The sequence below is a fragment of the Pseudomonas sp. McL0111 genome, assembly GCF_052567255.1.
On the sequence record NZ_CP199585.1, the window covers coordinates 411,804 to 424,953 of the forward strand.

At 58.7% G+C, this 13,150-nt stretch carries 12 protein-coding genes; 6 read left to right on the plus strand and 6 right to left on the minus strand.

What is annotated here, in order from left to right:
• Positions 1-36: 36 nt before the first annotated feature.
• From ACTWLJ_RS02010 to ACTWLJ_RS02020, 3 genes are all read left to right on the plus strand, one after another.
• Positions 37-981: an ornithine cyclodeaminase family protein gene (locus ACTWLJ_RS02010; RefSeq protein ID WP_445179686.1), complete on the plus strand. Its 945-nt coding sequence runs from the start codon at positions 37-39 to the stop codon at positions 979-981.
• 130 nt (positions 982-1,111) lie between these two features.
• Positions 1,112-2,239, plus strand: coding sequence for an NAD(P)/FAD-dependent oxidoreductase (locus ACTWLJ_RS02015; RefSeq protein ID WP_401220015.1), 1,128 nt, complete (start codon positions 1,112-1,114; stop codon positions 2,237-2,239).
• Between the two features lie 70 nt (positions 2,240-2,309).
• Positions 2,310-2,936, plus strand: coding sequence for a helix-turn-helix transcriptional regulator (locus ACTWLJ_RS02020; RefSeq protein ID WP_445179687.1), 627 nt, complete (start codon positions 2,310-2,312; stop codon positions 2,934-2,936).
• Between the two features lie 124 nt (positions 2,937-3,060).
• Here the strand turns inward: ACTWLJ_RS02020 and ACTWLJ_RS02025 are convergent, their stop codons facing one another.
• From ACTWLJ_RS02025 to ACTWLJ_RS02050, 6 genes are all read right to left on the minus strand, one after another.
• Positions 3,061-3,837 carry an ABC transporter substrate-binding protein gene (locus ACTWLJ_RS02025; RefSeq protein WP_445179688.1) on the minus strand — a complete coding sequence of 259 codons (777 nt, stop codon included), beginning with the start codon at positions 3,835-3,837 and terminating at the stop codon, positions 3,061-3,063.
• A gap of 246 nt (positions 3,838-4,083) precedes the next feature.
• Positions 4,084-4,536 (minus strand): molybdopterin synthase catalytic subunit MoaE, encoded by a 453-nt coding sequence (gene moaE / locus ACTWLJ_RS02030; protein WP_445179689.1) that lies wholly within the window; start codon positions 4,534-4,536, stop codon positions 4,084-4,086.
• 3 nt (positions 4,537-4,539) lie between these two features.
• A complete protein-coding gene (locus ACTWLJ_RS02035; RefSeq protein ID WP_016985014.1) occupies positions 4,540-4,782 on the minus strand; it encodes a MoaD/ThiS family protein in 243 nt (80 codons plus the stop codon).
• Positions 4,779-5,252, minus strand: a complete 474-nt coding sequence (gene moaC, locus ACTWLJ_RS02040) for a cyclic pyranopterin monophosphate synthase MoaC (protein ID WP_445179690.1) — start codon at positions 5,250-5,252, stop codon at positions 4,779-4,781. The genes ACTWLJ_RS02035 and moaC overlap by 4 nt, the downstream gene beginning before the upstream one ends.
• Before the next feature lie 235 nt (positions 5,253-5,487).
• Entirely contained in the window at positions 5,488-6,882 is a 1,395-nt protein-coding gene (locus tag ACTWLJ_RS02045) for a PhoH family protein (RefSeq protein ID WP_445179691.1), read from the minus strand.
• A 349-nt stretch (positions 6,883-7,231) separates the two neighbouring features.
• Positions 7,232-8,356, minus strand: coding sequence for a polysaccharide deacetylase family protein (locus ACTWLJ_RS02050; protein WP_445179692.1), 1,125 nt, complete (start codon positions 8,354-8,356; stop codon positions 7,232-7,234).
• A gap of 287 nt (positions 8,357-8,643) precedes the next feature.
• Between ACTWLJ_RS02050 and yaaA the strand changes: the two genes are divergently transcribed.
• The 3 genes from yaaA to alg8 all read left to right on the plus strand — a co-directional run bounded on the left by yaaA (position 8,644) and on the right by alg8 (position 13,135).
• On the plus strand, positions 8,644-9,423 hold the full coding sequence (yaaA, locus tag ACTWLJ_RS02055; protein WP_401220815.1) for a peroxide stress protein YaaA: 780 nt from the start codon (positions 8,644-8,646) through the stop codon (positions 9,421-9,423).
• Between the two features lie 810 nt (positions 9,424-10,233).
• Positions 10,234-11,550 (plus strand): nucleotide sugar dehydrogenase, encoded by a 1,317-nt coding sequence (locus tag ACTWLJ_RS02060; RefSeq protein ID WP_445179693.1) that lies wholly within the window; start codon positions 10,234-10,236, stop codon positions 11,548-11,550.
• A gap of 103 nt (positions 11,551-11,653) precedes the next feature.
• The gene (alg8, locus tag ACTWLJ_RS02065) at positions 11,654-13,135 is read left to right on the plus strand and encodes a mannuronan synthase (RefSeq protein ID WP_445179694.1); all 1,482 of its coding nucleotides are present in this window, start codon (positions 11,654-11,656) and stop codon (positions 13,133-13,135) included.
• Positions 13,136-13,150 lie beyond the last annotated feature (15 nt).

Here is a 13,150-nt window from a genome sequence, read left to right on the forward strand (position 1 = left end):
GACAAATTAGTTTATAAAAATAATCCGGAGCCCGACATGTCCAGTACGCCCTACGTGATCGACCAAGCTCAGGCTCGCGAATTGCTGACGCAGATCGACGTGCCGCAGATCCTGCGCAAACTGTTCCGCGATCTGGCGGCTGGCCATGCGGTGCAACCGGCGCAGCAACTGGTGGAATTCCCCCAAGGCGCTGGCGACTTCATCAACTATCTGGGCGTGCTGGCCGAGGATGGCGTCTACGGCGTAAAGACCTCGCCGTATATCGTCCGCGAGCAAGGCCCGCTGGTGACCGCCTGGACGCTGCTGATGTCGATGCAAACCGGCCAACCGCTGCTGCTCTGTGATGCCGGCGAACTCACTACTGCTCGAACGGCGGCAACCACCGCAGTGGCCGTCGACGCTCTCGCCCCGCTGAATGCCCAGCGTCTGGCAATCATCGGCAGCGGCAAAGTCGCTCAGGCGCACCTGCATTACGTCAAAGGTTTGCGCGACTGGCAGAGCATCAGTGTGTACTCGCCGAGCCTGCTCGAAGATTCTGAAACGCAGACATTGCTGAAAAGTATCGCTCCCGCGCTGACGATTGCCGATAGCCGCGAATCCGCCGTGGCAGATGCCGACGTGATCATGCTTTGCACCTCCTCCGCCGGCCCGGTGCTTGATCCGGCGACGTTGAGCAAACCGGCGCTGATCACCTCGATCAGCACCAATGCCCCTCGCGCCCATGAAGTACCGCCACACAGTCTCAACGCGATGCAGGTGTTCTGCGACTATCGCCTGACCACACCCGGTTCGGCGGGTGAGATGCTGATTGCCGGCGAGCAGCATGGCTGGAGCAAGGAGGCGATCATTGGCGACCTCGCCGATCTGCTCAGCGAGAAAGTGCAGCGTCCGGATTACCAGCGCCATGTGTTCTTCCGCTCAATCGGTTTGGGCCTCGAAGACATCGCCCTGGCCAATGCCATTTATCACCTGAAGCACTAAGACCACGATCCCTGTGGGAGCGGGCTTGCCCGCGATGCAGGCGCGAAACGCGGTGATGCTATCGCGGGCAAGCCCGGCTCCCACAGGATCTGCGACACCTTCAAATTTGCATTTCACCGTGGAGATTTTCATGAGCCAGGCAGATTTCATCATCATCGGCGGCGGGATTGCCGGCGCGTCCACCGGTTTCTGGCTGTCGCCCCATGCCAAAGTAATTGTGCTGGAGCGCGAATCGCACCCGGCCTATCACTCCACCGGACGCTCCGCCGCGCTGTACACCGCCGCGTACGGTACACCGCAGGTACGCGCGCTGACCCAGGCCAGCCGGGCGTTTTTCGACGCACCACCCAGCGGTTTCTGCGAGCACCCGCTGCTGACCCATCGCGGCGAAATGACCGTGGATTTCACCGGTGACGCCGCCGAACTGAACAACCAATACCTCAGCGCCAAAGCCACGGTGCCCGAGATGCAAATGCTCAGCGCCGACGAAGCCTGCGCACGTTTGCCGATCCTGCGCCGGGAAAAAGTCCACGGCGCGATCTACGACCCGACCGCCAGCGACATCGACACCGATGCGCTGCATCAGGGCTACCTGCGCGGTATTCGCCGCAACAACGGCGAAGTGCACACCGATTGCGAAGTGCTGGGCCTGAGCCGTGATGCCGAAGGCGTCTGGCAGGTCCAGACCAACGGCCAGACCTTCAGCGCACCAGTGATCATCAACGCTGCCGGCGCCTGGGCCGACAAGATCGGCGCCATGGCCGGTGCGAAGTCGTTGGGCCTGCAACCGAAACGCCGCGCCGCATTTATCTTCGCCGGGCCCGAAGGTGTCGACATTCATCACTGGCCGATGCTGGTCAGCCTTGATGAGTCGTTCTACATGAAACCCGATGCCGGCATGTTTCTCGGCTCGCCAGCCAACGCCGACCCGGTCGAACCCCACGATGTGCAGCCGGAAGAACTGGACATCGCCATGGGCATCTACCAGATCGAAGAGGCGACCACCCTGACCATTCGCCGTCCGACCCGCACCTGGGCCGGATTGCGCAGCTTTGTCGCTGACGGTGATTTGCTCAGTGGCTTCGATCCACAAGTGCCGGGACTGTTCTGGGTCGCCGCGCAGGGTGGTTACGGCATCCAGACTTCACCGGCCATGGGTCAGGCCAGTGCCGCGCTGGTTCGTGGCCAAAAACTGCCGGAACAGCTCAAGCAATTCGGCCTGAGCAGCGCCATGCTGTCCCCTGCCCGTCTGGCCTGACTGCGCGGATTACGGCAAACTCGCAACGCCCCTCCGCCGGGGCGTTGACGCACGCCTGGAGCTTCACCTTATGACCGCCCCTGAACTCGACCTCGCACTGGATAACTACCGTGCAATCGCCGACGCCATCGCCACGCTGTTCTTTCCCCACGCCGAAGTGGTGCTGCACGATTTGCGCACGCAGAAGGTCGATTACATCGCCAACAACCTGTCCAAGCGCGAGATCGGTAACGAGTCGTCGCTGGAAGACATGCTCAGCGAGGATGTCAGCGACCGCAACATCGGCCCCTACGAAAAGCTCAATTGGGACGGCCAGAAAATCCGCAGCCTGAGCACAGTGCTGCGCGACAGTGAAGCTCGTCCGCTGGCGGTGCTGTGCATCAATCTGAATATTTCGCTGTTCGAAAATGCCAAGGCTGCGCTGGATCTGTTTCTTTCGCCGAGCAAGCTGATTCCACAACCGGATTCACTGTTTCGCGATGACTGGCAGGAGCGCATCAACACCTTCCTCCACGCCTGGCTGCGCGAACGGCAACTGAGCCTGAATCTGCTGACCCGCGATCACAAACGCGAACTGGTACTGGCCCTGCACGCCGAGGGCGCGTTCAAAGGCAAGAGCGCTTCGAACTATGTGGCCAATGTGCTGAACATGGGGCGGGCGACGGTGTACAAGCATCTGAAGGAATTGAAGGGCTGAGAATTCGCGTTGAATGTTCAGGCCTCATCGCTGGCAAGCCAGCTCCCACAGTGATCGGGTCGTACACAGGATTTGTGTACACCGCTAAACCTGTGGGAGCTGGCTTGCCAGCGATGGCGGATTATCAATCGCCGTAGATATCGGACTTGAAGTACTTCTCGGAAATCTTCTGATACTGACCATTGGCACGAATCCCGTCGATAGCGGTATTCAGCTCGGACACCAGCTCAGCATTGCCCTTGCGCACCGCAATCCCCGCACCCTCGCCGACGTATTTCGGGTCCTTCAACTCCGGCCCGACAAACGCATAACCCTTGCCACGCGGCATCGACAGGAAGTCATTCAGCGGAATGGTGTCGGCAAAAATCGCGTCGAGGCGACCGGCCGCCAGGTCCATGTAGATCTCTTCGTTGTTGCTGTAGCGCTTGACGTTGATGCCCTTGGGCTCGAACACCTCGGTGGCGTACCGGTCGGTGGTGGTGGCGCGCTGCACGCCGATGGTTTTGCCCTTGAGGCTGGCGTACTGGTCATCGACCGTTGCGCCGTCCTTCATCACCAGTCGTGACGAAGTGAAGTAATACTTGTGGGTGAAATCGACAGACTTCTTGCGGTCTTCGTTGATGGTCATCGACGACAGCGCCATGTCGATTTTCTTCACCTTGAGCGAAGGAATCAGACCGTCGAACTCACCTTCGACCCACACGCATTTGACCTGCATCTGCGCGCACAAGGCATTGCCGATGTCGTAGTCGAAACCGACGATTTCGCCCTTGTCGGTCTTCGAGGCGAACGGCGGGTAAGCCGCTTCAATGCCGATGCGCAGGGTTTTCTCGGCGGCGAACACGCTGCTGCACGCCAAAAGGCTCAGCGCCAGACCGGTAATGAGGGGGAGTTTCTTCATGTTCGTTCTCTCGCGGGTTGTTGTTGGTTTGGCAAGACAGAAGAAAGAGCTGAAAGGGGGTGAACGCTTATTTTGTACTTGTAAATCCATACTGGACTTTTATGTACATTGCGTCAATTGGACAGGGCTGGAGGATTTTGTGTTGCGGATGACGCTATCGCGAGCAGGCTCACTCCTACAGAGGAATGCATTCCAACTGTGGGAGCGAGCCTGCTCGCGATGACTGACTGGAGAGCGCAGCAGGAGTTACTTTTTCCAGCGATCCGCAGCGGCATGATCGCTGTCACGCCCTTTGACCCAACGCGGGCCGTCGCTGGTGTTTTCTTTCTTCCAGAACGGCGCACGGGTTTTCAGGTAATCCATGACGAAGGCGCAAGCATCGAACGCAGCCTGGCGATGCGCGCTGGCGGCAGCGACAAACACGATCGGTTCGCCCGGCTCCAGCGCGCCAATCCGATGCAGCACTTCCAGCTTCAACAGCGGCCAGCGCTGTTCAGCTTCGACGGCAATCTTGCCGAGGGCCTTTTCGGTCATGCCGGGATAGTGTTCAAGGAACATCCCCGCCACATCCAGCCCGTCATTGAAGTCGCGCACGTAGCCGACAAAACTCACCACCGCACCGACGCCGACATTGGCCGCGTGCATCGCGTTGACTTCGGCGCCCGGGTCGAACGCGGTGGACTGCACACGAATCGCCATGGCTCAGCCTCCGGTTACGGTGGGGAAGAACGCCACTTCGTCGCCATCGACCACCGGCTCGTCGAGCTGGCACAGGTCTTCGTTGCGCGCGCACATCAGGTTCTGCTCGCTCAGCACTTCTGCGCCGTCACGCTGGGCCAGCAATGCACGCACGTCATCGACGGTGGCGAAGTCGCCCTCGACCTTGACCGAGTCCACGCCCAGCGCTTCACGGTAACGGGCAAAAAACTTCACGGTCAGGTTCATGGCTGCTCCGCCTGAAAATGCCCGCTCTTGCCGCCGACCTTTTCCAGCAGACGCACGCTCTCGATGGTCATGCCACGGTCCACGGCTTTGCACATGTCGTAGATGGTCAGTGCCGCGACGCTGGCAGCGGTCAGCGCTTCCATCTCGACGCCGGTCTGCCCGGACAGTTTGCAGCGGGCGACGATGCGTACGGTGTCGTCGCCTTCTGCGCTGAGTTCGACCTTGACGCCAGTGAGCATCAGCGGATGGCACAGGGGAATCAGATCGCTGGTTTTCTTCGCTGCCTGAATGCCGGCAATGCGCGCCACGGCAAACACGTCGCCCTTCGGATGACCGCCACTGACGATCATTTGCAGGGTTTCGGGGAGCATGCGCACCAGCGCTTGAGCCGTCGCTTCACGGAACGTCACGGCTTTTTCAGTGACGTCGACCATGTTGGCGCGACCTTGGGAATCGAGATGAGTCAGCACGGGATTACTCCTGATCAGGAGCGCCGATTGTAAACCTGCGGGTCAAATTTCCGCATCATTGAATATGAAATCACCTCTAAACCTGTGGGAGCGTGGCTTGCCCGCGATTCAGGCGCTGCGGTTTGGCAGGCAGACCGAGTTGCTGCATTCGCGGAAAAGCCACGCTCCCACAGGATTTATGTTTTTCCATAAAAAACCGGGCGGCTGTTGGGCCGCCCGGTTTCGTTTGCAGCACTTACAGATGCGTTTCGGCGTATTCGGCCAGGATCGAGCGAGGCACCCCTTGCAGGGTGATGTGCACACCGTTGGGGAAATCCTTGAAGCGTTCGGTCAGGTAGGTTAGCCCGGAACTGGTCGCGGACAGGTAAGGGGTATCGATCTGTGCCAGGTTGCCCAGGCACACCACTTTGGAACCGGCGCCGGCCCGGGTGATGATGGTTTTCATCTGGTGCGGCGTGAGGTTCTGGCATTCGTCGATCAGGATCAGGCTCTGCTGGAAGCTGCGACCGCGAATGTAGTTGAGCGATTTGAACTGCAAAGGCACTTTGCTGAGGATGTAATCGACGCTGCCATGGGTGTTTTCATCATCCATGTGCAAGGCTTCGAGGTTGTCGGTGATGGCGCCCAGCCAAGGCTCCATTTTTTCCGCTTCGGTGCCGGGCAGGAAGCCGATTTCCTGATCCAGCCCCTGGACGCTGCGAGTGGCGATGATGCGGCGATAGCGTTTGCTGACCATCGTCTGCTCAATCGCAGCGGCCAGCGCCAGAATGGTTTTACCGGAGCCGGCAGCACCGGACAGGTTGACCAGATGGATGTCCGGATCGAGCAAGGCATACAGCGCCAGGCTTTGATAGATGTCACGCGGCTTGAGCCCCCAAGCCTCCTGGTGCAACAGCGGTTCTTGATGCAGATCGAGTATCAGCAGACGGTCTTCTTCGATTTCCTTGATCCAGCCAACGAAGCCCTGTTCATCGATGATGAACTCGTTGATATGCACCGCCGGCAGGTTGTCGATCAGTTGCACCTGATGCCAGGTGCGGCCGTGATCCTGACGGGTTTCGACCTTGCTCACGCGGTCCCAGAAGGAGCCGGTCATGTTGTGGTAACCGTTCGGCAGCAGCGATACGTCATCGACCAGTTGGTCGGTGCTGTAGTCCTCGGCCGCAATCCCGCAGGCACGCGCCTTGAGGCGCATGTTGATGTCTTTGGTGACCAGCACCACAGGTTTTTTCGGATCGCGTGCGTGCAGATCGATCAACTGGTTGATGATTTTGTTGTCGTTCAGATGCTCGGGCAGAATCAGACTCGACTCGGCCTGCTTGCTCATCAGAATCGACAGCAAACCCTTCGGCCCGCCCTTGCCGCGTTGAATCGGCACACCCAGTTCGACATCTTCGGGGGAAGCGTCGCCCAGGGTCTTGTCGATCAGGCGGATTGCCTGACGGCACTCGGCGGCCACGCTGTGATGCCCGCTCTTGAGCTTGTCCAGCTCTTCAAGCACGGTCATCGGGAGCGCAACGTGGTGTTCTTCGAAATTCAGCAGGGCGTTTGGATCGTGAATCAGTACGTTGGTATCGAGTACATAAAGGATTGGCTGGTTGGAGGAAGGGCTACGTCCGTGATCATCCATACTCGGTCACCTTTGTGGGAGCCATTCGACGCAATACCTCGGCGGTGCTGCGCCTCGAAGTGACTGCCGAATCCACCTGCAGTGCCCTCGTCAGGATGGCAGGTGAACTGCACACAAAATGGGTCTTGGAAGACGCCACCTGTGTTGCAGGTTTCGGCGGTCTGTCTTCGTAATACTCCAAAACCCATGACATAAAAAAGCACTTTGACGGTTTTTTTAAGTTTATTTTGCAAAGTGACGAAAAGCCCTTGGCGGACTCCCGCGACACCGTTAGAGTCGGAAGTCCGCCTGCATCGATTCCTCTGAAAAATTCACCCCAAGCCCAATGTTTACGGGCTCTTGCCGTTTATCAGCGAAATGCGTCCTGACAGTCTTCCCAACCGATACCGCTTTGCGCGGTCTGGGTGATCAGCCACGGCAACGCAGTCTTCACCGCATCCTGTTTGCTGTTGAAATTGATCACCCCGTGACGCCACAACAGCATCAAAGTCAGCACCCGCTGTGCGCTCGCCGGGCCCTTGAGTTTGCCGGCGCCGTCCTGGGCATCGATGTCCCATAGCGCTACTTGCAAGCCCTGACTGTTGAAGAAGCCCTGCGCATCACTGCGGCGCTGGCCATCCGGCGGACGGAACAGCGGCACGTAGTTTTCCGGCAGTTTGTTCTTCACCAGATCGGCGCTCCGGCGCACCGAATCCTGCCAGTCCTGCCAATAGCTGTGGGAGCGGAACTCCCAGCCCTGCACGCCGACGCATTGTCTGGAGAATGTCGATTGCAGGCTGCTGACCGAATTACCCGCCAGACGCGCCTGAATATCCTTGCCCAACACGAAGAAGGTGCCCGTGAGGTTCGACTTGCGCAGGTAGTCGGCGAGCCACTCGGTATTGTCCGGCAGCACATTCGCCGCGCTGTCGAAACTCAGCAGAAACAGGCGATCGTGCATGTCGTCGCCGTTACGCTCGTAGTCGCCGAAACGATCGACTTCGCTGCTGGTCTGCGGCGACAACGCAGCCTTGCGCATCAGTTCGTCCAGATACTGCAAATGGAAGATCCGGCTCGGCTCGGCCCACCTGGTGTAGTAGCTGTCGTCGCTGACCACGAACTTCGCAGCCTGCTCGCGCAAGGTCGGCATGTCCTCGACGAGGAAACAGAACGAGGCGTCCTGATCGCAGCTTTGCTGGGCGAAGTTGTAGCTGGTCAACAACCGCTGCCAGAGGCGTTGGCGCAAGCTGTTGATCGCATCCAGATTGATCGTGCGCAGCCCCAGGCGCTGGGCCAGTGCGGCTTCGTCCATCGACTCGGTGCCCAACAAGCCACGGGCGAACATGAGGATTTCCGCCCGCGACGCCACGTCGAACAGGGTCGGATTGCCGAACTGCTCGGGCCAGGTGCTGCGATCCAGCGTCGCCGGATCGCCCGGTGCCGCCAGGGCACCGAAGCTCAACAGCCACACGGTGAATAAAAGAACAATGCGCAAAGGGGTGTCTCCATAACAAAACCCGCGCGGCACTATAGCTGATAAGACACCCACACTCCTGAGGATGACGGAATCTGTGGCGAGGGAGCTTGCTCCCGCTGGACTGCGCAGCAGGCCCAAAGATATTTTGCGACCGCTGCGCGCTCGAGCGGGAGCAAGCTCCCTCGCCACAGGGATGATTGCCAAGAGTTTCGTCGGCGTCGCCGTCGATCACCTATGAGCCTGATAGCTGGAGTCATCCGCCCCAACCCCCTAGAATCGCCCCCACGATTAAAGGAGACGACTTCATGCTGATGGTGATTTCCCCCGCCAAGACCCTCGATTACGAAACACCGCCGGCGACCCAGCGCTTCACCCAGCCGCAATACCTGGACCATTCCCAGGAGCTGATCCAGCAATTGCGCGAGTTGAGCCCGGCGCAGATCAGCGAGTTGATGCACGTCTCCGACAAGATCGGCGGGCTCAACGCCGCGCGTTTCGGCAGCTGGACGCCAGCCTTCACCCCGGAAAACGCCAAGCAGGCACTGCTGGCCTTCAAGGGCGACGTCTACACCGGTCTCGACGCACAATCCTTCAGCGAAGCCGATTTCGACTACGCGCAACAACACTTGCGCATGCTCTCCGGCCTGTATGGTCTGCTGCGCCCGCTCGATCTGATGCAACCGTATCGACTGGAAATGGGCACCAAACTGGCCAACGCCCGTGGCAAGGATTTGTACGCCTTCTGGGGCACGCAGATCAGCGAATGGCTGAACCAGGCACTCGCCGATCAGGGCGATGACGTGCTGCTGAACCTGGCCTCCAACGAATACTTCTCGGCGGTCAAACGCAACGCCTTGAACGCGCGGATCATCAACACCGAATTCCGCGATTTCAAGAACGGCCAGTACAAGATCATCAGCTTCTACGCGAAAAAGGCCCGTGGCCTGATGAGCCGCTTCGTGATTCAGGAACGCATCAACGATCCGGCCGCCCTCAAACAGTTCGACGTGCAGGGTTATCGCTACAGCGCCGAGCAATCGAAACCGGACAATCTGGTGTTTTTGCGCGACCACGCACCGGAATAAAGCATGTCCATTGCACGACTCTTTATATAAAGAGTCGTGCACCTCGCACGATGTCAAAAAACCCTCGCCTCATTTCGCCGTTTTATTGGCGCCATTAATTCGTCCCACCCAATTCTAATTTTAGTTTCACTCGACAGCCGTGATTTTTTTCAGTAGTGGCACGTAAATTTTTTCACGGTAGTGGCACAAAAATATCTCACGCTAGTATCTGCCTATTAATAAAGGGCGAAATCGAAAGTGCTATCAAATTGAGACCAGTGCCATCTTTGACAATATTTCAAAAAATTTCAGATTTCGCGATGAGCGGACAGGAACTATGTCCAAATGCATAGCTCATACCACCGGTAACGATTCTCGCCGAGTTTGTACGAGATAACTTACGCAAGACAGACAGCCATATAACCAAGTTGTCACACTAACTTGCCTAGATGACTAACCAGTCTGAAAGCAACTTGAAGGACAGGAGATACGCATCATTAATATCCCCTACAAGGCCAAGGCCGCGCCCCTATAACCGTGCTCACCGTAGCACCCAACCGCTTGATCTGCGGGCTTTATGCCGGCCACTCGAGCGCGTTATACGACTGCACGAATATCTTTCAAACGAAAGATCGGCTGCAAAAAAGGGCAAGTCATAACAACAAGGCCTAGTTGCGCACACCTTGAGTGCACTTATTTAGACACTCGAACTTATGTATGCCTGCACACGGCATTGTGGCGCCTGTAAGCCGCACTTTCGAGTGCACTATGACCGCTGAACACCATTAACTCCGGCCCTCTAGCGGCCTGATATATACAGAGGTAATTGCGATGCGCATCAGCATATTTGGTTTGGGTTACGTTGGCGCAGTATGTGCCGGTTGCCTGTCTGCACGGGGCCATGACGTGGTTGGCGTCGATGTTGCCAAAGACAAGATCGACATGATCAACGCCGGCAAGTCGCCGATTGTTGAACCGGGTCTGGGCGAGTTGCTGGCTCAGGGGATCGAGACCGGTCGTCTGCGTGGCACCACCAACTTCGCCGAGGCGATTCGCGACACCGACCTGTCGATGATCTGCGTTGGCACGCCGAGCAAGAAGAACGGCGACCTGGAACTGAACTACATCGAAGCGGTGTGCCGCGAGATCGGTTTTGTCCTGCGTGAGAAATCCACCCGCCACACCATCGTGGTGCGCAGCACCGTGTTGCCGGGCACCGTTGCCAACGTGGTGATCCCGATCCTCGAAGACTGCTCGGGCAAGAAGGCCGGCGTCGATTTTGGCGTTGCGGTCAACCCTGAGTTCCTGCGTGAATCCACCGCGATCAAGGACTACGACCTGCCACCGATGACCGTCATCGGCGAGTTCGACAAGGCCTCGGGCGACGTTCTGCAATCGCTGTACGAAGAACTCGACGCGCCGATCATCCGCAAGGACATCGCCGTTGCCGAGATGATCAAGTACACCTGCAACGTCTGGCACGCAACCAAAGTGACCTTCGCCAACGAGATCGGCAACATCGCCAAAGCGGTCGGCGTCGATGGCCGCGAAGTGATGGACGTGGTCTGCCAGGACAAGACCCTCAACCTGTCCCAGTACTACATGCGCCCGGGCTTCGCCTTCGGCGGTTCGTGCCTGCCGAAAGACGTGCGCGCTCTGACCTACCGCGCAGGTTCGCTGGACGTCGAAGCACCGCTGCTCAACTCGCTGATGCGCAGTAACGAATCGCAAGTGCAGAACGCCTTCGACATCGTTTCCAGCCACGACAAACGCAAAGTCGCCCTGCTCGGCCTGAGCTTCAAGGCCGGCACCGATGACCTGCGCGAAAGTCCGCTGGTGGAACTGGCCGAGATGCTGATCGGCAAGGGCTTCGACCTGAGCATCTACGACAGCAACGTCGAGTACGCCCGTGTTCACGGCGCGAACAAGGAGTACATCGAGTCGAAGATCCCGCACGTTTCGTCCCTGCTCAACTCGGACTTCGACTCGGTGATCGACAACTCCGACGTGATCATCCTCGGCAACCGCGACGAGAAGTTCCGCGCGCTGGCCCAGCAAGCACCACACGGCAAACAGGTCATCGACCTGGTGGGCTTCATGGCCAAAGCGACCGACACCGGTACTCGCACCGAAGGTATCTGCTGGTAAGTCAGCCTTCCGGCCGGGGCTTGAACCCCGGCCGGTTCTTCGCCTGCCTTAACCCCATCGGGCCACCCAAACGGCTCGCCCGAGATAGAGACGGATGCAGATTATGCACAGGCTAAAGCACGGCCTACTTCAGGCCGCCGGTTGGCTGTTTTACCTCAGTTTGTTGATGGGCCTGGCGTTGATGCTGCCCACGTCCACATTCGACTCCGAGTCGAAGGACTTCATTTTCCTGATTGGCGCCGTAGGTATCTGGCGCTACTCGATGGGTGCAACGCACTTTGTGCGCGGCATGATTTTTCTCTACATCGTCTACCCGCACCTGCGCCGCAAAGTGCGCAAGCTGGGTAAATCGGCGGACCCGTCGCATGTGTTTCTGATGGTCACCAGTTTCCGTATCGACGCGCTGACCACAGCGCAGGTCTATAGCTCGGTGATCCGCGAAGCCATCGACTGCGAACTGCCGACCACCGTGGTCTGCTCCATCGTTGAAATGTCCGATGAGTTGCTGGTCAAGGCGATGTGGGCCCGGATGAATCCGCCGGAGCGGGTCAAGCTCGACTTCGTGCGTATTCCCGGCACCGGCAAGCGCGATGGCCTGGCTTACGGCTTCCGTGCGATCTCCCGTCACTTGCCGGACGACCGCGCAGTGGTTGCCGTAATCGATGGCGACACCGTGCTCGGCGAAGGCACCGTGCGCAAGACCGTGCCGTGGTTCCAGCTGTTCGGCAACGTCGGCGGCCTGACCACCAACGAGTTCTGCGAAGTGCGCGGCGGCTACATCATGAGCGAATGGCACAAGCTGCGTTTCGCCCAGCGTCACATCAACATGTGCTCGATGGCCCTGTCCAAGCGCGTGCTGACCATGACCGGTCGCATGTCAGTGTTCCGCGCCACCGTAGTGACCAACCCGGAATTCATCGCCGACGTTGAGAGCGACTCGCTGCAACACTGGCGTCTGGGTCGTTTCAAGTTCTTGACCGGCGACGACAAGTCGAGCTGGTTCAGCCTGATGCGCCTTGGCTACGACACCTTCTACGTGCCTGACGCGGCGATCAACACCGTTGAACACCCGCCGGAAAAAAGCTTCATCAAGGCCAGCCGCAAACTGATGTTCCGCTGGTATGGCAACAACCTGCGGCAGAACTCCCGGGCCTTGGGCCTGGGTGTGAAACGCCTCGGCGCGTTTACTTCGGTGGTGCTGTTCGACCAGCGCGTATCGATGTGGACTTCGTTGCTCGGCCTGACCGTGGCGATCATCGCCAGCTTCAAATACGGCACCGCTTTCATCCTGGTTTACCTGCTGTGGATCGGCATCACCCGCCTGATTCTGACCTTGCTGTTGTCGTGTTCCGGTCACCGTGTCGGCCCGGCCTACCCGGTGATTCTCTATTACAACCAGATCGTCGGCGCGCTGGTGAAGATCTACGTGTTCTTCCGCCTCGACCAACAATCCTGGACTCGCCAACCCACCTCCCTGACCCGTGATCTCGCCAGCTTTCAACGTTGGTTCAACACCTGGTCGTCTCGGACCATGACCTTCTCCGCCGGCAGCATTTTCGTCGCCGTGCTGCTGATGATGGTCTGACCCGCCCCTATTGAA

Coding starts and splice junctions, on each gene's coding strand:
- ACTWLJ_RS02020 (WP_445179687.1), top strand. CDS start 2,310: ATGACCGCCCCTGAACTCGACCTCGCACTGGATAACTACCGTGCAATC.
- yaaA (WP_401220815.1), top strand. CDS start 8,644: ATGCTGATGGTGATTTCCCCCGCCAAGACCCTCGATTACGAAACACCG.
- alg8 (WP_445179694.1), top strand. CDS start 11,654: ATGCACAGGCTAAAGCACGGCCTACTTCAGGCCGCCGGTTGGCTGTTT.
- ACTWLJ_RS02035 (WP_016985014.1), bottom strand. CDS start 4,782: ATGAACCTGACCGTGAAGTTTTTTGCCCGTTACCGTGAAGCGCTGGGC.
- ACTWLJ_RS02025 (WP_445179688.1), bottom strand. CDS start 3,837: ATGAAGAAACTCCCCCTCATTACCGGTCTGGCGCTGAGCCTTTTGGCG.
- ACTWLJ_RS02010 (WP_445179686.1), top strand. CDS start 37: ATGTCCAGTACGCCCTACGTGATCGACCAAGCTCAGGCTCGCGAATTG.
- ACTWLJ_RS02045 (WP_445179691.1), bottom strand. CDS start 6,882: ATGGATGATCACGGACGTAGCCCTTCCTCCAACCAGCCAATCCTTTAT.
- ACTWLJ_RS02060 (WP_445179693.1), top strand. CDS start 10,234: ATGCGCATCAGCATATTTGGTTTGGGTTACGTTGGCGCAGTATGTGCC.
- moaE (WP_445179689.1), bottom strand. CDS start 4,536: ATGGCGATTCGTGTGCAGTCCACCGCGTTCGACCCGGGCGCCGAAGTC.
- ACTWLJ_RS02015 (WP_401220015.1), top strand. CDS start 1,112: ATGAGCCAGGCAGATTTCATCATCATCGGCGGCGGGATTGCCGGCGCG.